Genomic DNA, 19680 nt, shown 5'->3' with positions numbered 1-19680 from the left:
GGGGTGATCACTCCGGGGGCCGATGCCCGCGAGGGGGTGCGGGGAGCAGGCTGGGGAGCATGACGACCGCAACCGTTCAGCCGGCCGCCGCCGCTGCCGCCGGTACCGCGCACCAGATCAGGCACCTGTTCGGAACCGCCCTGCACGCCGTCCGCGCGTTCGGCGGCGCCGCGTTCGAGGTCACGATCCTCGGCCGCGTCGACCCGCGGGAGCTGGGCCCGCGGGGCTACACCCCGTCCATCTCCTCGTCGGCGCCCGCGAGTTCGCCCGCGTCCATGATGCGGTAGGCGTAGCCCTGCTCGGCCAGGAAGCGCTGCCGGTGTGCCGCGAACTCCTGGTCGATCGTGTCGCGGGCGACCACCGAGTAGAAGCGCGCCTCGTGGCCGTCCGCCTTCGGTCGCAGCACGCGGCCGAGGCGCTGGGCCTCCTCCTGGCGGGAGCCGAACGTGCCGGAGACCTGGATGGCGACCGTCGCCTCGGGCAGGTCGATCGAGAAGTTCGCCACCTTGGAGACCACCAGCACCCGCAGCTCGCCCGCGCGGAACGCGTCGAACAGCTTCTCGCGCTGCGCGTTGCTCGTCTCGCCCTTGATCACCGGCGCGCCCAGCAACTCGCCCAGCTCGTCCAGCTGGTCGATGTACTGCCCGATCACCAGCGTCTGCTCGCCCGCGTGCCGCCGCACCAGCGCCTGCGTGATCCGCCGCTTGGAGTCGGTCGTGGCGCAGAAGCGGTACCGCTCCTCCGGCTCGGCCATGGCGTAGGCCAGCCGCTCCGGCTCGGTCAGCTCCACCCGGACCTCCACGCAGTCGGCGGGCGCGATGTACCCTTGGGCCTCGATCTCCTTCCACGGCGCGTCGAAGCGCTTCGGCCCGATCAGCGAGAAGACGTCCGACTCGCGGCCGTCCTCCCGCACCAGCGTCGCCGTCAGCCCGAGCCGGCGGCGGGCCTGGAGGTCCGCGGTGAACTTGAAGACCGGCGCGGGCAGCAGGTGCACCTCGTCGTAGACGATCAGGCCCCAGTCACGGGAGTCGAACAGCTCAAGGTGCGGGAAGACACCCTTCCGCTTGGTGGTCAGCACCTGGTACGTCGCGATGGTGACCGGCCGGATCTCCTTCTTCGCGCCGCTGTACTCCCCGATCTCGTCCGCCGTCAGCGACGTGCGGCGCACCAGCTCGGCCTTCCACTGCCGGGCCGAGACGGTGTTGGTGACGAGGATCAGCGTGGTCGACCGCGCCCGCGCCATCGCCCCGGCGCCGACCAGCGTCTTGCCCGCGCCGCACGGCAGCACGACGACGCCCGAGCCGCCGTGCCAGAAGCCGGTGATGGCCTGCTCCTGGTACGGCCGCAGCGCCCAGCCGTCCTGCCGCAGGTCGATCGGGTGCGCTTCGCCGTCCACGTATCCGGCGAGGTCCTCGGCCGGCCAGCCCAGCTTCAGCAGCGCCTGCTTGATCTGGCCGCGCTCGGAGGGGTGAACGGCGACGGTGTCCGGGTCCAGCCGCGCCCCGACCAGCGGCTTCACGCGCTTGGACCGCAGGATCTCCTCCAGCACCGGCCGGTCGGTGGTCTGGAGGACGAGGCCGTGCGCCGGGTGCTTGGCGAGGGTGAGCCGCCCGTAGCGGGCCATGGTCTCGGCCACGTCCACCAGCAGGGCCTGCGGCACCGGATACCGGGAGTACGTGACGAGCGCGTCCACGACCTGCTCGGCGTCGTGCCCGGCGGCGCGGGCGTTCCACAGGCCGAGCGGGGTCACGCGGTAGGTGTGGACGTGCTCGGGCGCCCGCTCCAGTTCGGCGAACGGCGCGATGGCGCGGCGGCAGTCCTCAGCCTGCTCGTGGTCGACCTCAAGGAGCAGGGTCTTGTCGCTCTGCACGATGAGCGGACCGTTCACGGGGTGCCTTCCTTCGGGGCGCTGCGGGTACGGCGGGTACGGCGGGTGCCGCGGGCCGGGCGGGGTGCGGGCCAAACTCCCAGTGTCCCGCATCCGGCGGCGGACCGCGGGCGCCGGAGACGGACCGGCGGCGACGTGATCCTCCTCACCGGCGGCTCGCCCCGGCCCGGGGGCGGGAGCGCAGGCGTTCGGCGGTGATCACCTGCTCGGGGTCGATGCCGGGTTCGCCGTCCTCCACCGACCACAGGCCGTTCTGGAGGATGCGGGCCAGCGTCCAGCCGGTGGCGCGGTCGCGGTCCAGGCCGAGCATCTCGGTCATCAGGTCGAAGCGGCGCCGGATCGCGTCCGGGTCGAAGCGGCCGGTGAGGGCGGGCAGCAGGTCGAACCCGAGGTCCCCGACGAGCGGCTTCGGGTCGATGGCCAGCCACGGCTCGCCGCGCTCCGCGCCGGGGAGCGGGGCGAGCACGTTCTCCTCGTGCAGGTCCCAGTGGAGCAGCCGGTCGCCCGGCTCGCCGATCAGCTCGCGGGTGGCCGCCGCGCAGTCGGCCAGCAGGCGGCGGTCGTCGTCGCGCGGGAGGCGCGGCAGCGCGTCGGGGACCTGGTCCAGCATGGCGCCCGCGATGTCGCGCAGGTGCCGCATGCCGGGCGGGGGCGGCGTCCGCGCCAGCCGGCCGAGGAGCCCGGTCAGCACGCGCAGGGCCGCGTCGCCGTCCGGGTGGACCGCGAGCGAACGGTCGCCGTCCAGCGCTTCCAGCAGCAGCGCGCCGGACACCGGGTCGTGGTCGAGGAGCCGGACGGCGCCCCGCCCGTCGTGTGCCCGCAGGGCGGCCGGTTCCCCGGCGCGTTCCTCGTCGGCGGGCGGCTGGAGCTTCAGCGCGGCGGCGGAGCCGTCGGCCCGGACGACGGGGAGGACGAGCGCGACCATGCCGTGGTGCCCCGGGCCGGTGGGCGTCAGCTCCCAGCGCTCCAGCAGCCGGGCGGCCAGCCGGGGCAGCCCGGAGATCCAGGCCCGGCCGGCTTCGCCGTTGAAGTGCACGTGGTACCCGACCAGTTCGGCCGGAACAGTGATCAGGCCCAAGGTCGCGCTCGCACTCGCTCGTCCGGTCAGCAGTCGGGGATGACGGTGCCGTTGTTGTCCCTGGCCTCGTCGTTACCCCAGCGGCTGAGGAAATAGGCCGGGACGTAGGCGCCTCGTCCGTTCCCGCCGGGGTAGGTCTCGTCCAGGTCGGTGCGCAGCCACCAGTGGTTGTAGCCGTACGGGCCCGTGTAGTTCTCGCCCCACACCTTGCAGTACACGTAGTGGGTGCCCGCGTGCAGCGCGCCCTGCGGGGAGGCGGTCGAGGGGCCCGCGTAGCCGTCGGTCCGCGCGAAGGTGTCCACCCAGAAGGTGGTGCCGCCGCCGCAACCGTTGTCGCTGGTCAGGTGGTTGACGTGGTAGGACGACGGGTACGGCAGGAACTGGCCGTGGATCACGATGTCCTGGCCGACGCCGTTGTGGAGCTGCTCGTCATGGATGTGCGGGCCGCTGGAGTTGCCGGTCGAGCCGGTGGTGCCGATCTGCTGTCCCTGCTCGACCCACTGGCCGGTGGCGACGGAGTAGGCGCCGAGGTGGAAGTAGTACGTCTGCCAGCCGCCGCCGTGGTCGATGACGATGTACTGCCCGGCACCGCCCGGCTGGTTGTGAAGGGTGGCGGTGCCGGCCGCGGAGGCGAGCACGGGCGCGCCGTCGGTGGCACCGCCGTCGCTGCGGACGAAGTCGAGCGCGCGGCGTACTTCGGCGGAGTGGTGGCTGTAGGTCCACTGCTGACCGCAGGCGAACGGCGCCTTGAAGACCGGCGCCGCCTGCGCCGGGGGCGCCGTGAGCAGGCGGCGATCAGGGTTCCGAGTGCGAGCAGGGCGACGCGTGACGAGCGCATGGGGGGCCTCCCGCGTGATCCGGACCTACCCGAGGTGCACATGACACATGCGTGGGGCCTGTGGTGGTGGTCGTGGCCGGGTTCGTCGCCGGGGCAGGGGGGCCGGGCGCGGGCTGGTTGGCGACGTGGTGCTCATGGCGCGTCCGGGGGGGCGTGGTGGTGGCCGTTCGGTCAGGGGGCCGGGCTTCGCTCGTTCCGGCGTGGGCTGGTGGGCGGCGATACGCGCGGTGGCGGCCGTCAGGGGTGGTCCTCGTCGCCGGGCCAGGGGATCCGGATGCCGGTCGTCCCGGTGCGGGCCCGTTCGGCGATGTGCAGTCCGGCCATCACGTCCTCGGCGGCGATCCCGAGCGACTTGAAGACCGTCCGCTCCTCCGGGGCGGCCCGGCCCGGTGCCTTCCCGGCCAGGACCTCGCCCAGCTCCGCGCGGATGCGGTCCGGGCCGAAGCGCCCCTCCCGGATCGGCACGAGCAGGTCACCGGCCTCGGACAGGGCCGACTCCCTGCTGTCGACGAAGACGGCGGCCCGCTCCACGACGTCCGTGGCCAGCTCGCGGGTGTGCGGGAAGCAGGCCCCGACCGCGTTGACGTGCGCGCCGTCGCCCAGGTGGTGCCCCTCCAGCACCGGCGTGGCCGCCGCCGTCAGGGTGCACACGAGGTCGGCGTCGGCCACGGCCGCCGCCACCGTCGCCGCCGGCTCGACCGTGACGCCCAGCCGCCGGTCGGCCCACCGCGCGAATCGCTCGGCGGACGGCGCCGACCGGCTCCAGACCCGGACCCGGCGCAGGCGCCGCACGTGGCCGAGCGCCTCCAGGTGGGTGCGGGCCTGCGTCCCGGAGCCCAGCAGGGCCAGGTCCCCGGCGGCCGGATGGGCCAGGACGTCGGTGGCGACGGCGGACACGGCGGCGGTCCGCACGGCGGTGACCGCGCCGGCGTCCATGACGGCCGCGGGCAGCCCGGTGGCCTCGTCGTGGACGATCACCAGGCCCATGTGGGTGTCCCGTCCCAGGGCCGCGTTACCCGGCTTCACCAGCACGGTCTTCACGCCGAACCCGGTGTGGCGGCCCGTGCCCAGATGGGCGGGCATCGAGCCGAGCACGGTGTCGTGCCCGGCCGGCCGGAGCACCGTGCGCAGCGGCTGCGTGACGCCGCCCGTGCTGAACGTCGCCAGCACCTCGCGCATCAGGGCGATGGCCTCCGGCATCCGCAGGAGTTCCCGCACGTCGGCACCGTTGAGAACGATCATGTGTCTCCCTGACTTCCTGACTCACCGAGTCCCCGGTCCCGGGCCGCGATTCCGGCTCCGTTCCGGCCCGGTTCCGCTCCGTCGCCGCCTTCCCCGCGGTACACCCGGTTGCCGTGCCGCGCGTGCGCGAAGGAGAGGGAACATGACCCGGTCGGACATCAACGAGTCGACGTGCGTGGTGCCGGTCTCCGAGGGACTGCCCACCGGCCCGGCCGTCAATGCGGCCGGTGTCGTGTCGCTGACGCCGGGCCACAAGGTGGACGGCCTCATCACGCCGCCGGCCCGGGGGCGGGAGGCGGGACTTCTGGCGGGTCGGCTCCTCGGTACGTCAGGCCCTGAAGAGTCGTGTCGCGCCGACAGGGATGAGGGCAGGCCGCACCGGCCGGGCCGCGGGACGGCCGGTCGGCGCCCGGAGCCGGTGGCCCACCCCCTGGTGGGAGGGAACGTCCCGGTGTCAAGGACGCGGGCGGCCACGCCCGGGGGGCATCACCGCGCCGGGCCGCACGACCTGCGCATGACCTGTCCCGCGTCGGGCTGGGCCTCCGCGGCCCGCGCACGAGGGTCGACCGGCTGACCGGCTGACCGGCGACCTCGCGCTGCCGCGCTGAGGAGCCGCTACAGCGTCGCGCTGCCCGTGATGCGGTGCAGCGGGTACGTGCGGACCTCGTCGGCCGTGTGGTCGAACGCCGTCACGAAGCCGCCCTCCACCCGCACCGGCGAGAGCACGCGATGCGTCGCCACGCCGTCCGCGCCGACGTAGCCGATCCACACCAGCGTCCCGTCGCGCGCCGCGGCGCGCAGCCTGGCCAGGGTCTCGTCGGGCGACGTGCGCGGCGGCGGCCCGGTGGGCTCGGGCACGCGGGTGCCCGCCGGGCGGGGCGTCGTGTCCGCGGCGTGGTCGCCCGCGCGGATCGCGCGGACGGCGGCGGTCAGCAGCGCGTCGTCGGCGGGCGGCGGGCTGTCCGGGACCGGCTCGGGCGCCGTGCGCGGCGGGGTGCGCCGCGCACGCTGGCGCGGGGTCAGCACCGCGCCCTCCGCCGATTCGGCGGCCGGGGCAAAGCCGATCTCGCGCAGCCGTTCCAGCAGCGTGTCGGGCCGGGACGCGGAGACGGCCACGGTCGGCGCGAGGCGGCGCAGCCGCAGCGGCTCGGCGCGGCGGTCCGCGAGGAGCTGGGTGAGCAGCGCCTCGTCGTCGCACCGCACATAGCTCGCCGCCACCCCGACGCGCAGGCGCCCGTGCCGCCGCGCCACGTCGTCCACCAGGTACGTCAGTGGCTGCGGCACCGGGGTGCGGGAGTGGGCGGCGAGGAACGCGTGCAGGTCCTCGGCCGTCCAGCCCCCGTCCAGCGCGCGGCGCACCGAGCCCGGCGTGAACCGGTACACCGTCGCGCCGCCCGTGGACTCGACGTCGGCGGCCATCGCCATCGCCTGCCGCAGCTCCCGGCGCAGTGGCCCGGGCGCGATCGCGGTCAGGTCGGCCTGGACCAGGATGTGGTCCACCGCCTCCGGCAGCAGCGGGGCCAGCAGGTCCGCCGCGCCCGCCTCGTCCGGTGCGCGGGCCTCCGGAGCCTCGGCCTCCGGGGCCTCGGACTCCGGCGCCTCGGCCTCCGCCGCCCGCGCGCCCGTCGCCGGCGGATCCAGCAGCGGGCGGACGAACGACGCCAGCGCGCCGCGCCCGGTCACGCCCAGGTACTCGGCCTCCGCCACCACCGCCCCGCACAGCAGCGTCCGCGTCTCGTCCGTCACCCGGCGCGGCAGCTCCCAGCGGACCCGCTCCTGCACGTCGCCCGGCTGCGGGGCGCCGCCCTCGGGCAGCGCGGTGAGCAGGGCGAGCACGTGCCGCCGCACCTCGACGGCCGGTCCCCGGTCGAGCCCGGGGCCGAGCGCGGCCAGCAGCCGCCCCTTGCCGTCCCGGGTGCCGACCAGGCCGGGGACGCGGGTCGTGGCGAGCCAGGCGGTGGCCAGCCGCGCCCAGCGCCGGGCGGGCGGCAGCTCCAGCCACGCGTCGTACGCGGGGGTCGGCGCGAACCGTTCGTCCACCTCGCCGTCGGCGGCCAGCAGCCCGGCCGCGTAGGCCAGCTCGACCCAGAACGCCGCCTCCGGCTCCGGCATGTCCAGGGTCACGGCCACGCGCTTGAGATCGCGGGCGGCCAGGCCGCCGGTCCGCAGCACGGCCGGGGCGTCGGTCTCCCAGGCGGTCAGCAGCTCCTCGACCATGGTCAGCGCCGCGTAGGCCGCGCCGCCCGCCGCCGCGTCCACGGCGGGCTGCGGCAGCCGGGCGCGCAGCGTGGGCCACGGCGGGTGGGGGCGCAGCTCGCGGTGGGCCCGTCCGCCGCGCAGGTGGAGCGCGACCTCGCGGGGCAGCACGACCGTGCCGGGCGCGGTCGGCATCAGCAGGCCGAGGTCGAGGAGCCGGCGCACGGGCGGGCCGGGGCGGGCGGAGACCTCGCCGTAGGGCGGTCCCCAGGCGAGGCGTTCCAGGATGGCGCGGGCGGCGTCCCCGGCCTCGTCGAGCAGCGCGGCGAGCCGGTCCCGGTCGGTGAACAGCGCGGTGAGCGCCGTGAGCGCGCTGACCGGGTCGTGGGTCGGCGGCAGCCCGGCGTTGGTCAGCAGGTGCTGCATCCGGCTCGGCGCGATGCCCGCCGCGGCCTCGGCGAGCGTCGGGCCGAGGCCGGTGCCGCTGGGCCGGGAGGCGGTGGGCGCCAGCAGCTCCTGCGCCGTCCGCACCAGCCGCGGCGCCTCCGGCCGGCCCCACAGCAGCGCGCGGGCGCGCAGGGTGGCCAGCGCGTCGGGCAGCTGCTCGTCGGCGCCGGGGAGCAGGGCGGCGAGCGTCGGGTAGGGGCAGGGCTGCGGCGCGATGGCGAGGGCCTCGGCGGTCTGGAGGGTGAACGTGTCCAGCCGGTCCAGGGCCCGCAGGACGGAGGCTCTGGTCCCGGCACGGGTGGCCAACTGGGACACGTCGCCGGGCAGCGGCGACAGCAGGTCGGCCCTGGCGCGCAGCAGCCCGGCCAGCTCGGCGTCGGAGCGCGAGCGCAGCTCGTCGGCGAGGGTGCGGGGGCTGGTGCTGGTCATCCGCCCAACGTAGCGGTACCCAGGTCCCGGACGCACGGGACGGACGGAACGCCCCGCTGAACGGCGTCCGAAGGTCCGACCCGATCAGGGGCAACGTTACGCCGTGGCAAGAGTGCCGTGGAGGGCTGTGGGCGAGTGGACTCGGAGGGTGAGGGGGCGGCAGACTCGGGGGCCAGCCGACGGAAGGATCTGACAGACGATGCCGCCGAGGGAGAATCCGACCGCCCGACAGGCGCGCCTGGGCGCGGAGTTGCGCAAACTGCGCGAGCGGGCGGGTCGAACGGCCAGGGAGGCCGCGGGCATGCTCGGCACCGACCAGGGGAAGATCAGCCACATAGAGTCCGGCCGGATCGGGGTCAGCGAGGAGCGCATCCGCAAGCTGGCCACCTTCTACGGCTGCTCCGACCAGGCCCTGCTGGACGCCCTCTGCGCCATCGCCCGCGAGCACCGCGGGCAGTTCTGGTGGGACGAGTACCGTGGCATCCTTGCCCCCGGCTTCCTGGATGTCGCGGAGATGGAGTACCACGCGGTCTCCATGCAGTTCGTCCACACCGTGTCCGTCCCCGGGCTCTTCCAGACGGAGGACTACGCCCGCGCCCTGTTCCGCGGGGTCTTCCCCGAGCTGCCGCCGGAGGAGATCGAGGCCCGTACCGAGCTGCGGATGCGGCGGAAGATCGTCCTGGAGCGGGAGGCGCCGCCGCCGCTCGACGCGTTCATCCACGAGGCCGCGCTGCGCATGCGCTTCGGCGGCCGGCAGGTCGTCCGGGCGCAGCTCGAACACCTGATGGTCCTCAGCGAGCGGTCCCACGTGACCGTCCGGGTCATCCCGTTCACCAACGAGGACTTCTTCGAGGCCACCCAGCCCGTCACCTACGCCACCGGGCCGGTGCCCCAGCTCGACACCGTGCAGGTCGACACGCCGCGCGGCGGCGGATTCCTGGACGCGGACGCCGAGCTCGCCGGTTACCGGATCTTCTTCAGCCGGGCCGTGAAGGTCTCCCTCGATCCGGAGGAGTCCCGGCAGCTCATCCACCACATCGCGCGCGAGCTGTGACCCGGCGCGGCGGCACGCGGAGGGCCGGGCCGGTCGGCCCTTCCGGCCGTCCCGGCCGTCAGGAGGCGTCCGCGGGCGGGCGGTGCCGCCGCGCCCGGTGGAAGAGGAACGCCGCGCTGGCGACGGCGGCGCCGCGCAGCAGCCACGGGACGTGGTCGGCGGCCGTCGCCTGCGCCTCTCCCGGGGCCAGCTCCGCGCCCCAGTAGCCGCCCGCGCGCCCGAGGAGCCACCCGAGGTAGGCGCCAGCGACCAGCGCGGGCATGCCGAACGCCGCCCACTGCGCCTCGCGGCGGCCGAGCCGGGGCGACCAGTACGCCGCCGCCCAGCCGAGGCCGAGCACGACGACCGAGCCCATGACGGTGCCCGCCAGCAGCAGCGCGACGCCGAGCAGCTCGACCGGCCCGCCCACGCGTCGGCCGGTCAGCGCGGCCCGCGCCAGCCGCCGCCCGCGCGACGGCCCCTTCTCGACGGCGGGCGCCGGCGCGGGCGCCTCCTCGTTCTCCTGTTCCGGGGCCGGGTCCCCGGCGTCCGGCTTGCCCTTGGCCGGTGACCGGAACACGTCGGGGTTGTCGATGCCGCCCCGGAACAGGCCGATCTGCCCGTCCGGCCAGAACCCGGCGGGCCGGCCGAACCACCCGCCCGGATCCGGCCCGGCCGCGGGCGGCGCCCCGGCCCCGGCGGCCCCGGCGTCCACGGCTCCGGCGGGCGCCGGGGGCGGCGGCACGGAACCGGCGACCGGCTCGGCGGGCACCCGCGGCCCCGGCACGGGCGTGGCGGGGGCGGCGGGCGTGGGCGCGGCGGCGGGCGCGGGTGAGGAGCCGACGGCCTCGGCCACGAGGTCCTCGGGCCGGCCCATCCGCCCGAGGATGCGCCGCACGGCGGCCTGGCTCTCGGCGCCGCCCGCGGCGGCCCGCTGGCGGCCGATCTCGTCGCGCAGCCGGTTCACGAGTGAGGCCCGCTGCGCCGCGGACATGCTCGTGCCGTGCGCGAGATCGCCGACCCGGCTCAGATAGTCGAATACGAGCTTTTCACCTTCGATGCCCACACCCACTGCCCCTGCGTCCACCCGACGGGAACCCGTGGCACGATGCTACGGCCCTGCCGCCCTCGCTGACCACGACGGCCGCCGGGGCCCCCGGCCGCCTGGGTCACCTCCCGTTTCGCCGCCTTCACGCCCGCCGCGGCCCGGCACCGGGGGGAACGCCGTTGTTCATCACGGGTTCACCGAGAGCCGTGTAACCCGCTACCCACAGCCCGTTACATGGTGAACGTCCGTGATGAACAAGGACACCATGCCCCCCGGGAGCCGCACCTTGGCAACTGGCCTTACTGCCGAGACCGACAGCGAGGGAGAGCGCCATGGGCGCCTGGTTGAGCACGACGCGACCGCGAAGCTCGTCCGCCGCGGACGACGCGGTGGATGACGCCACCGCGGACAACGTCGTTCCCGCGCAGACCCGCATACCCCTCGGCTCCAACCCCGTGGTGCTGCTCGCGGACGCCGACGAGCGCATCCGGCAGGGGCTGTCCGCCCAGTTGGCCAAGTACCAGGTGTCGGTGGTGCACTGCGCGGACGGCGCCGCCGCGCTGCTGGAGGCGGGCCTGCGCAAGCCCGACGTGCTGCTCGTCTCCGCCGACCTGCCCGTGATCGACGGCGCGACCGTGCTGCGGCTGGTGCGGCGGCGGCTGTCCATCCCCGTCGTGCTCGGCGTCGGCCCCGACGACACGGCCCAGGTCGCGCCCGCCCTCGCGGCCGGCGCCAGCGCCTGCGTCGCCCGGCCCTACCGCCCGCGCGAGGTGGCGCAGTTGCTCAGCCTGGCCGACCGGGGCTCCCGGGGCTGGGACCAGCCGCTGGTCTGCGGCCCGCTGACGCTGGACCCCAGCACGTACGAGGTGCGGATGCACGGGATGTCCACGGCCCGGCTGCCGCTGCGCGAGTTCCAGCTGCTGCACCTCCTCATGCTGCACGCGGAGAAGGTCATCACCCGCGACCGGATCCGCGCGGAGCTGTGGGGTGAGGGGGCGCGGCGGTCCAACACCATCACCGTTCACATTCGCCGCCTCCGGGAGCGCCTGGGGGACGACCCGCACCACCCGGAGATCATCCAGACCGTGCGGGGCGTGGGGTACCGCCTCGTACCGCCCAGTAGCTGATCAGAGGCGCTCGGCCCGGTGGACGATCACCGGGCCGAGCGCGTTTCCGGTGCCCTTGCTGATCTCTTCCAGGGTGTTCTTTTCTTAACGATTCCAGCACTGTTTGTGAAACGGCCGGTTCCGCCGAACCTATCTTTCTGTTCACCTTCCGGCCCCCACTGCTTCTCTGACTCCTCCTACGTTCTCCTCGACACATACAAGTCATCTACACCCGGCCGGTGCGGCTGGGCCCTATGTCAAGGAGCAACGGCCATGCGCAACTGGCGCGCCAAGACCGCCGCGATAGCCGCGGTGTCCGCCCTGGCCCTGGTCACGGCCTGCAGCAGCGACAATGAGGAAGAGGGCACCGGCGGCAGCGGTGGCTCCGGGTCGTCGGACCTGTCCGGCACCATCTCGGGTGCGGGCGCCAGCTCGCAGGAGGCCGCGCAGGGTGCCTGGCAGGCCGGGTTCCAGTCCGCGAACCCCGATGTCACGGTGGACTACGACCCGGTGGGCTCCGGCGGTGGCCGTGAGCAGTTCGTGGCCGGCGGCGTGGCCTTCGCCGGCTCCGACGCCTACCTCACGGACGAGGAGGGCGAGCTGTCCGGCGCGGTCGAGCGCTGCGGCGACCTCATCGAGGTGCCGGTCTACGTCTCCCCGATCGCCGTGATCTTCAACCTGGAGGGTGTCGACTCGCTCAACATGAGCGCCGAGACCATCGCCGGGATCTTCAACCAGGAGATCACCACCTGGAACGACGAGGCGATCGCCGCCGACAACCCCGGCGTCGAGCTGCCCGACACCCCGATCACCCCGGTGAACCGCTCCGACGAGTCCGGCACCACCGAGAACTTCGCCGAGTACCTCGCCGCCGCCGCCCCCGACGCGTGGCCGCACGAGGTCGACGGCAACTGGCCGGTGGCCGGTGGCGAGGCCGCCCAGGGCACCTCCGGCGTCGTCTCCGCCGTCTCCGGCGGCAACGGCACCATCGGCTACGCCGACGCCAGCCAGGCCGGCGACCTCGGCACCGTCGCGGTCGGCGTGGGCGAGGAGTTCGTCCCGTACTCCCCCGAGGCCGCCGCCGCCGTCCTGGAGGTCTCCGAGCGCGTCGAGGGCCGTGGCGAGTACGACTTCGCCTACGACCTGGCCCGTGACACCACCGAGGCCGGCGCCTACCCGATCGTCCTGGTCTCCTACGGCCTCGCCTGCACCACCTACGACGACGCCAACACCGCCGAGCTGGTCCGCGAGTACTTCACCTACATCCTCAGCGAGGAGGGCCAGCAGGCCGCCGCCGAGGCCGCCGGCTCCGCGCCGCTGTCGGCCGAGCTGAGCGCCGAGTACCAGGCCGCGGTGGACGCCATCGCCGCCGGCTGATCACCGCGTCCCGCGCCTGAAGGTCCGGGCGGTCCACCCACGGGTGGCCGTCCGGACCTCGGGGCATGTGGGCGTCACTCCACGGTTGTTGAGGGAATCTGAGAAGCCGTCAGAGAAACCTCAGAAGAAGTTCCGAGAAGTCGCAAAGAAGTCTGAGAAGTCTTCAGAAAGGGAGAGACTGTGCCTCCCACCACCGAGAAGACGCCCACCCGTAAAACGCCGCAGCGTCTGGGGGACCGGCTCTTCTCCGGCGCCTCGACCGGGGCGGGCGTGCTGATCCTCGTCGTCCTGGCCGGCGTCGCGGCGTTCCTCGTGTCCGAGGCGTGGCCCGCCCTCTGGGCGGACAGCGAGCGGCTGCCCAACCAGGAGAGCGTGACCCTCTACATCTGGCCACTGCTCTTCGGCACCCTGCTGGCGGCCTTCTTCGCGCTGGTCATCGCCGCGCCGTTCGCCGTGGCCATCGCGCTGTTCATCACGCACTACGCGCCGCGCAGACTCGCCGCGACGCTGGGCTATGTGATGGACCTGCTGGCGGCCGTGCCCAGCATCATCTACGGCCTGTGGGGCTTCTTCGTGCTGGCCCCGGCCACCGTGGAGCCGACCCGGTGGCTGGAGGAGAACCTGGGCTTCATCCCGCTCTTCGACGGCCCGGTCTCCGCGACCGGCCGCACCATGCTGGTGGCCTCGATCGTCCTGGCGGTGATGATCCTGCCCATCGCGACGGCGGTCATCCGCGAGGCGTTCCTCCAGACGCCCCGGCTGCACGAGGAGGCGTCGCTGGCGCTGGGCGCGACCCGGTGGGAGATGATCCGGATGGCCGTGCTGCCCTTCGGCCGCTCCAGCATCATCGGCGGGGCGATGCTCGGCCTCGGCCGCGCGCTCGGCGAGACCATGGCCGTGGCGATCGTGCTCTCGGCGGTCGCCGGCACGGTCACCTTCGACCTGATCAGCAGCGACAACCCGTCGACGATCGCGGCCAACATCGCGCTGAAATTCCCCGAGTCCTCCGGGATCGACGTCAACGTCCTCATCGCCTCCGGCCTCGTCCTCTTCGCCGTCACGCTCGTCATCAACATGGCGGCCCGTGCGGTGATCAACCGGCGCCGCGACTTCTCGGGAGCCAACTGATGACCACTCCCTCCACGCTGGAAAAGACCCCGGGCGACCCGCGGGGCCTGCTCCCCGACGTCCCGCTCACCCAGGGCACGCTGCCGCGCCGCGCCGCGCCGGCGACGCTGCTCGCCTTCGTGGCGGTGGGCGCCGCGCTGTGGCTGGCGGCCGGCTGGGGCCCGGCGGCGTCGGGCATCGTGGCGGCGATCGGGTACACGGTCGTCATCTACGTCTGGTCGCGCGCGGTCGAGGGCACCCGGAAGGCGTTCGACCGGCTGGTCACGTCCGTCGTCTCCTCCGCCTTCCTGGTGGCGGTGCTGCCGCTGGTCTCCGTCCTGTACACGGTGGTCGACCGCGGCTGGGAGCGCTTCGACTCCGAGTTCTTCAACAACTCGATGCGCAACGTCGTCGGTGAGGGCGGTGGCGCCCACCACGCGATCATCGGCACCCTGGTCATCACCGGCATCGCCGCGGTGATGTCGGTGCCCATCGGCCTGCTGACGGCCATCTACCTGATCGAGTACGGGCGGGGCGCGCTCGCGCGGTACATCACCTTCTTCGTCGACGTGATGACCGGCATCCCCTCCATCGTGGCCGGCCTCTTCGTGTACGCGCTGTTCGAGCTGTTCTACGGTCCGGGCATCCGGATGGGCTTCATGGGCTCCGTCGCGCTGAGCGTGCTGATGATCCCGGTGGTCGTGCGCTCCGCCGAGGAGATGCTGAAGCTGGTGCCCAACGAGCTGCGCGAGGCGTCGTACGCGCTGGCCGTGCCGAAGTGGCGCACCATCGTCAAGGTCGTGCTGCCCACGGCCATCGCGGGCATCGCGACCGGCGTGACCCTCGCGATCGCCCGGGTCATCGGCGAGACCGCGCCGCTGCTGATCACGGTCGGCATCACCTCCGGGGACAACTTCAACCCGTTCGACGGCCGCATGGCCACGCTGCCGGTGTTCTCGTACACCGAGTACTCGAACCCCGGCATCCCGCGCGAGGCGTCGTTCGACCGGGCCTGGTCGGCCGCGCTCACGCTGATCCTCATCGTGATGGCGCTCAACCTCCTGGCACGCCTCATCTCCCGACTGTTCGCCCCGAAGACCCGCGGCTGAAGACGCCAGACGCCAGACAAAGGAAGAAGACTGTGGCCAAGCGCATCGAGGTCAGCGGCCTCGACATCTACTACGACAAGTTCCTCGCGGTGCAGGGCGTGTCGATGACGATCGAGCCGTGCTCGGTCACGGCCCTGATCGGCCCCTCCGGGTGCGGAAAGTCGACGTTCCTGCGCACGCTGAACCGGATGCACGAGCTGGTGCCCAAGGCGCGGGTCGAGGGCAAGGTCACGATGGACCAGCAGGACCTGTACGGGCCCACCGTGGACCCGGTCGGCGTCCGGCGTCACATCGGCATGGTGTTCCAGCGGCCCAACCCGTTCCCGACGATGTCCATCTACGACAACGTCGCGGCCGGCGTGAAGCTCAACAACAAGCGGATGAAGCGCGCCGACCTCGACGCCCTGGTCGAGCGGTCGCTGCGCTCGGCGAACCTGTGGGACGAGGTGAAGGACCGGCTGAACAAGCCCGGTTCCGGCCTCTCCGGCGGCCAGCAGCAGCGCCTGTGCATCGCTCGCGCCATCGCGGTCGCGCCCGACGTGCTGCTGATGGACGAGCCGTGCTCCGCGCTCGACCCCATCTCCACGCAGGCCATCGAGGACCTGATCATGGAGCTGAAGGAGCAGTACACGATCGTCATCGTGACCCACAACATGCAGCAGGCGCAGCGGGTCAGCGATGTCACGGGCTTCTTCAACCTGAAGGCGATCGGCCAGCCGGGCGGGCTGGTGGAGATCGACAGCACCACGAAGATCTTCACCAACCCGTCGAGCAAGGACACCGAGGACTACGTCTCCGGCCGGTTCGGCTGAGATACAGGGGACTGGAACCATGTCCAACTGGTCCGCCGGGGCCGCCGCGGGAGCGGCGCCCCTCCTCCCGCTTCTTCTGACGGGGTGCCTCGCCGAGGACAGCACCGCGGTCAGCAGGGGAACGCTCTCCGGGGACATCCTGGGGGCGGGGGCGACGTTCCCCGAGCCGCTCTTCCAGGAGTGGATGTCCCACTACAACACCACCGTCGAGACCGGCACGTCGATCGACTACCAGGCCATCGGCTCCGGCGAGGGCATCGAGCAATTCCTCACGGAAAGTGTGGACTTCGGCTCCTCCGAGCGGTATCTCCAGGAGAGCGAGCTGATGGTGGCGCGCGAGGTGCGCGGCTGTGAGGCCGTTCAGTTCCCGGTCGTCTTCGGCGCCGTGGTGATCGCGATCAACGACGACGACCTGGACGGCCTGGTCCTCGACGCCGAGACGATCGCCGGCATCTACGACCGCCGCATCACGCGGTACGACGACCCGGCGATCGCCGCGCTCAACCCCGGTCTGGAGCTGCCGCACCGGGAGATCGTCCCCGTCCACCGCTCGGACGGCTCCGGCACCACGTATGTGTTCAGCAGCTACCTGACCAATGAAGTCCAGTCCTGGGCCGACAAGTACGCCGAGGGCACGGACATCGACTGGCACGACGACACGGTCGGCGGCGACGGCAACGACGGCGTCATCCAGGCCGTGGAGGCCAGCCCCGGCGGCCTCGGGTACGTGAACCAGTCGTACGCCCTGAGCAACGGCCTGGCGACGGCCCACGTCGTCAACGAGGACGGCACGCCCGTCGAACCCACCCTGGAGGCCACCACGGCCGCCTCGGAAGAGGCCGAGATCCCCGACGACTTCCAGTTCAACATCCACGACATCGGCGGTGAGGGCTACCCGATCACCGGCGCCAACTGGATCTTCGCCTACGAGTGCGGCTACGACGACGACACGGCCGAGGTCCTGCGCGACTTCTGGACCTGGACCGTGACGGACGTGGAGGCCGACAGCTTCGCGACCCGCCTCGGCTACGCCCCGATGGGCCGCGGCCTCGAGCAGCGCGTCATGGAGGAGATCCAGCGGATCGACTCCGCCGACTGACGGCCCGCCGGCCGGTGCGCGGGCGAACGCCCGTTTGTTTTGCCAGGCGTTTGCCGTCGCATCGGGCCGGGCCCGTGATCGGCGCGGGTACCGTCCTGTCAGACCGGCCGGGGGGCGGACCGGTGGGGGCAGGGGGGTGTGCTCGTGATGCGTGCGTTGTTCGACACCGACCGGCTGGCGCCGGACGAACGGTGGGACGCCTGGTACGAGTTGACGCGCGGCGTGGTCATGCCCACCGTGCTGAGCTGTGACCGGGAGGACGAGTTCCGCGCGTCGGCGCACGCCGTCGCGCTCGGCCCGGCCCATGTGACCGCGATGACGTACACCTCCCAGCGGTCGGTGCGCACCCCGGCGATGATCCGGCGTTCGGATCCCGAGCTGTACGTGGTGGCGCTGATGCGGCGCGGGCGGCACGACATGGCGCAGGCCGGCCGCGAAGCGCGGCTGCGGGTGCACGACATGGCGGTGCAGTCCTCGTCGCGGCCCTTCGACACCCGGGTGACGGCCCACCGGGGCCTGGCCGCCACGGTGGCGGCGCACGTGCCCAGGGCGCTGCTGCCGGTCCCGGAGCACACCGTCGAACGGCTGCTGGCCCAGCGGCTGCCGGGCCATGAGGGCATCGGCGCGCTGCTCGCCCGGTTCCTGGTCGGGCTGGCGACCGACCCGCGGCCGTGCCGCCCCTCGGACGCCGAGCGGCTGGGCACGGTGCTGGTGGACCTGGTCGGCGCCTGGCTGGCCCACCACGCCGAGGCGGAGGCCGCGGTCGCGCCGGAGTCCCGGCAGCGCGTGCTGTTCCTGCGGGTGCAGGCGTTCATCCGCCGCCACCTGGGCGACCCGGAGCTGTCGGCGGGCACGATCGCCGCCGCCCACCACATCTCCGTCCGCTACCTGCACCGGCTCTTCCAGCAGCACCAGCTCACCGTGCACGGCTGGATGCGGCGGCAGCGCCTGGAAGGCTGCCGCCGCGACCTGGCGGACCCGGTGCTGGGCGCCGCACCGGTCAACGAGATCGCCCGGCGCTGGGGCTTCACCGACGCGTCCGTCTTCAGCCGCGCCTTCCGCGCCGCGTACGGCGTCTCGCCCACCGGGTACCGGAGATCCGCCGGGAGCGTCCGGGAGCCTCAGATCTCGGTGCCGCCGTCCGGCAGCAGCAGGTCGTCCTCGGTGACGTAGGAGCAGTACGTGTAGATGTAGTCGGGGTCGAACGAGTCCGCCTCGGCCAGGCTCTCTGTCTCCCGGCCGGGCGAGCGGTGCAGGAAGTAGTAGTCCCCGGCCGGGAGTTCGAGCGTCGTGCTCGGGTAGTCGACGCCGCTGTCCGCGCAGGCGCTGTCGCCGGGGTCGGTGGGGTAGAGGGAGCAGCCGTCGCACGCCGCCACCCGCTCGGTGCCGGTGCGCGGCCCGGTGAAGAGCAGTTCCAGCTCGTACGGGGAGTCGTTGAAGATCTCCAGGGTGATCGTGGCGCCGCCCTCCGAGCCCGGCTCCGGCGGCAACTCCTCACCGGCGGCGGGCAGTTCCTTGGCGATCTCGGCGGCGATCAAAATGTCCCGGGCCCGGTCGGCGCGTTCGTGGTCCGGGTGGTTGTCGACCAGGTCCCGCAGCGAGGTCTCGGCCAGGGCGAACTGGCTGCTGAGGAACATGGACGTGCCGCACTGGTACAGGCCCTCGGGCACCGGCTCGGCGCCGTCGGCCGCCATCCGGGCGAACTCGTCGCCGGGCAGCCCGGCCAACAGCTCGTTCAGCTCGCGGAGTCGGTCCACCGCCGGGCAGGGGGCGCCGTCGCCGATGCCGGTGATGATCTCGCGCTGCCGCTCGTCCAGCCGGTCGGGCAGCGACTGCGCGAACCCCGAGTCCGGGTAGTCCGCCAGCAGTTCGGAGAAGGGCGCCTCGGCCTGCGGTATCCCGGAGTCGTCGAGGTGCTCCAGTCCGCAGTGGAGCAGCGCCTCCGGCAGGAGGTCGTCGGCGTCCTCCGCCAGGCGTTCGGCCTCCTCGTCCTCGAAGTCCCCGGTCAGGCCCCGGTAGAAGCGCAGCGGGTCGAGGGTCGCGCAGGCGTCGTCGAAGTGGTCCTCGACCGACTGCCGGTAGAGGGCGTCCAGCCGGGCCGGCACCTCGGCGGCGGCGTCCGTCGAGGGGTGCTCGGCGCGCACGGCCAGATACGCGGTGAGCGCGGAGCGGTAGCGCTCCTCCGACCACGTGGCGTCCTCGACCAGCGCGTCGGCGGCGACGAGCCGCTCGGTGAGATCCTCCTCCAGCGCCTGCCGCTGGGCCCGGTCGAAGAAGACGACGCTCCCGGCCGGGAGCGCCAGCAGCAGCACGCCCGCCGTCAGCGGCGCCCACGGCCCGCGCACCAGCCGCGGCCCGGCCAGCCGCCACGCGTCCAGCGCGGCCAGCACCAGCAGCGCCGCGTACAGCACGACCCACAGCCCGGCGACGCCCCCGGCATCCACGGGCAGCGCGAGGAAGAGCAGACCGCCGGTGGCGATCCAGCAGGGTATGGCCCGCCGCCATCGCCGCAGGAACAGATAACCGGCGCCCAGCCCGCTGAGGTTGAGCACCGCGGCGGTCACCGCGATCCACGGGTCGCGCGGCAGGCCCACCGTCGGCGGGGCGGTGGGCGGCGGCGGTATCGGGCTGCCGAAACCGGGAACGGTCACCTGGGCCTCCTCGGGGAGCGCGCGCTACAAGTACCCACGGACAGACGGACGGTGGCCCCGGCAGTACGGTTCCCGCGCGACCGTCCACATCCTGTGGACACTGTTCCCCCACCGGCCGGGACCCCTCCCGGACGACCTCCGGGGCGGAAAGGTCGGGCACCGTCCAGCATCACCCAGGAAGACCCGGCAGGGAAGCCTGCCGGTCGCCCCGGTCGCCCCG

At 73.5% G+C, this 19680-nt stretch carries 15 protein-coding genes and 1 pseudogene; 9 read left to right on the top strand and 7 right to left on the bottom strand.

The genetic code is table 11. The features are described 5' to 3' along the window. Positions 1 to 59 precede the first annotated feature (59 nt). Entirely contained in the window at positions 60 to 287 is a 228-nt protein-coding gene (locus ACSNOC_RS14760; protein WP_436747870.1) for a hypothetical protein, read from the top strand. Here ACSNOC_RS14760 and ACSNOC_RS14755 read toward each other — a convergent pair. From ACSNOC_RS14755 to ACSNOC_RS14735, 5 genes and pseudogenes are all read right to left on the bottom strand, one after another. Next, entirely contained in the window at positions 227 to 1888 is a 1662-nt protein-coding gene (locus tag ACSNOC_RS14755; protein ID WP_436747869.1) for a DNA repair helicase XPB, read from the bottom strand. The two genes, ACSNOC_RS14760 and ACSNOC_RS14755, sit on opposite strands and share 61 nt — an antisense overlap. Positions 1889 to 2033: 145 nt before the next feature. Continuing rightward, positions 2034 to 2996, bottom strand: coding sequence for an aminoglycoside phosphotransferase family protein (locus ACSNOC_RS14750; protein ID WP_436747872.1), 963 nt, complete (start codon positions 2994 to 2996; stop codon positions 2034 to 2036). Continuing rightward, a pseudogene (locus ACSNOC_RS14745) lies at positions 2993 to 3804 on the bottom strand (M23 family metallopeptidase). The gene ACSNOC_RS14750 and the pseudogene ACSNOC_RS14745 overlap by 4 nt, the downstream one beginning before the upstream one ends. Before the next feature lie 237 nt (positions 3805 to 4041). Continuing rightward, the gene (locus tag ACSNOC_RS14740) at positions 4042 to 5046 is read right to left on the bottom strand and encodes an ornithine cyclodeaminase family protein (protein WP_436747868.1); all 1005 of its coding nucleotides are present in this window, start codon (positions 5044 to 5046) and stop codon (positions 4042 to 4044) included. A 615-nt stretch (positions 5047 to 5661) separates the two neighbouring features. Then, positions 5662 to 8118, bottom strand: a complete 2457-nt coding sequence (locus ACSNOC_RS14735) for a helicase-associated domain-containing protein (RefSeq protein ID WP_436747867.1) — start codon at positions 8116 to 8118, stop codon at positions 5662 to 5664. Positions 8119 to 8317: 199 nt separating this feature from the next. Here ACSNOC_RS14735 and ACSNOC_RS14730 point away from each other — a divergent pair, with 199 nt between their 5' ends. Further along, complete coding sequence (locus ACSNOC_RS14730; protein ID WP_436747866.1) at positions 8318 to 9172, top strand: helix-turn-helix domain-containing protein; 855 nt, start codon at positions 8318 to 8320, stop codon at positions 9170 to 9172. A 58-nt stretch (positions 9173 to 9230) separates the two neighbouring features. On the opposite strand, the gene ACSNOC_RS14725 is transcribed toward ACSNOC_RS14730, so the two are convergent. Next, positions 9231 to 10217: a hypothetical protein gene (locus tag ACSNOC_RS14725; RefSeq protein ID WP_436747865.1), complete on the bottom strand. Its 987-nt coding sequence runs from the start codon at positions 10215 to 10217 to the stop codon at positions 9231 to 9233. A gap of 314 nt (positions 10218 to 10531) precedes the next feature. Here ACSNOC_RS14725 and ACSNOC_RS14720 point away from each other — a divergent pair, with 314 nt between their 5' ends. The 7 genes from ACSNOC_RS14720 (at position 10532) to ACSNOC_RS14690 (ending at position 17982) form a co-directional block, all read left to right on the top strand. After that, positions 10532 to 11326, top strand: coding sequence for a response regulator transcription factor (locus tag ACSNOC_RS14720; protein WP_436747864.1), 795 nt, complete (start codon positions 10532 to 10534; stop codon positions 11324 to 11326). Positions 11327 to 11578: 252 nt separating this feature from the next. After that, positions 11579 to 12682, top strand: coding sequence for a phosphate ABC transporter substrate-binding protein PstS (gene pstS / locus ACSNOC_RS14715; RefSeq protein WP_436747863.1), 1104 nt, complete (start codon positions 11579 to 11581; stop codon positions 12680 to 12682). Positions 12683 to 12862: 180 nt separating this feature from the next. Next, entirely contained in the window at positions 12863 to 13810 is a 948-nt protein-coding gene (pstC, locus tag ACSNOC_RS14710) for a phosphate ABC transporter permease subunit PstC (RefSeq protein ID WP_436747862.1), read from the top strand. Further along, complete coding sequence (gene pstA, locus ACSNOC_RS14705; RefSeq protein WP_436747861.1) at positions 13810 to 14898, top strand: phosphate ABC transporter permease PstA; 1089 nt, start codon at positions 13810 to 13812, stop codon at positions 14896 to 14898. Before pstC ends, pstA begins: the two co-directional genes overlap by 1 nt. 32 nt (positions 14899 to 14930) lie before the next feature. Then, positions 14931 to 15710 carry a phosphate ABC transporter ATP-binding protein PstB gene (gene pstB, locus ACSNOC_RS14700; protein ID WP_436747860.1) on the top strand — a complete coding sequence of 260 codons (780 nt, stop codon included), beginning with the start codon at positions 14931 to 14933 and terminating at the stop codon, positions 15708 to 15710. 19 nt (positions 15711 to 15729) lie between these two features. Continuing rightward, positions 15730 to 16809 carry a phosphate ABC transporter substrate-binding protein PstS gene (pstS, locus tag ACSNOC_RS14695; protein WP_436747859.1) on the top strand — a complete coding sequence of 360 codons (1080 nt, stop codon included), beginning with the start codon at positions 15730 to 15732 and terminating at the stop codon, positions 16807 to 16809. A gap of 147 nt (positions 16810 to 16956) precedes the next feature. Then, the gene (locus ACSNOC_RS14690; protein WP_436747871.1) at positions 16957 to 17982 is read left to right on the top strand and encodes a helix-turn-helix domain-containing protein; all 1026 of its coding nucleotides are present in this window, start codon (positions 16957 to 16959) and stop codon (positions 17980 to 17982) included. Here ACSNOC_RS14690 and ACSNOC_RS14685 read toward each other — a convergent pair. After that, positions 17931 to 19460: a hypothetical protein gene (locus ACSNOC_RS14685; protein ID WP_436747858.1), complete on the bottom strand. Its 1530-nt coding sequence runs from the start codon at positions 19458 to 19460 to the stop codon at positions 17931 to 17933. The two genes, ACSNOC_RS14690 and ACSNOC_RS14685, sit on opposite strands and share 52 nt — an antisense overlap. Positions 19461 to 19680: the final 220 nt, after the last annotated feature.

Source organism: Streptomyces sp. URMC 129 (assembly GCF_051386415.1).
Lineage (GTDB): Bacteria > Actinomycetota > Actinomycetes > Streptomycetales > Streptomycetaceae > Streptomyces.
Note: the sequence above shows the minus strand (reverse complement) of the source record. Positions and strands in the feature narration are given on the sequence as shown.

Bases quoted from the DNA above. Each gene is read 5' to 3' on its own strand.
- ACSNOC_RS14760 (WP_436747870.1), top strand. From the start codon at position 60: ATGACGACCGCAACCGTTCAGCCGGCCGCCGCCGCTGCCGCCGGTACC.
- ACSNOC_RS14735 (WP_436747867.1), bottom strand. From the start codon at position 8,118: ATGACCAGCACCAGCCCCCGCACCCTCGCCGACGAGCTGCGCTCGCGC.
- pstA (WP_436747861.1), top strand. From the start codon at position 13,810: ATGACCACTCCCTCCACGCTGGAAAAGACCCCGGGCGACCCGCGGGGC.
- pstS (WP_436747859.1), top strand. From the start codon at position 15,730: ATGTCCAACTGGTCCGCCGGGGCCGCCGCGGGAGCGGCGCCCCTCCTC.
- ACSNOC_RS14690 (WP_436747871.1), top strand. From the start codon at position 16,957: ATGCGTGCGTTGTTCGACACCGACCGGCTGGCGCCGGACGAACGGTGG.
- pstS (WP_436747863.1), top strand. From the start codon at position 11,579: ATGCGCAACTGGCGCGCCAAGACCGCCGCGATAGCCGCGGTGTCCGCC.
- ACSNOC_RS14740 (WP_436747868.1), bottom strand. From the start codon at position 5,046: ATGATCGTTCTCAACGGTGCCGACGTGCGGGAACTCCTGCGGATGCCG.
- ACSNOC_RS14730 (WP_436747866.1), top strand. From the start codon at position 8,318: ATGCCGCCGAGGGAGAATCCGACCGCCCGACAGGCGCGCCTGGGCGCG.
- ACSNOC_RS14720 (WP_436747864.1), top strand. From the start codon at position 10,532: ATGGGCGCCTGGTTGAGCACGACGCGACCGCGAAGCTCGTCCGCCGCG.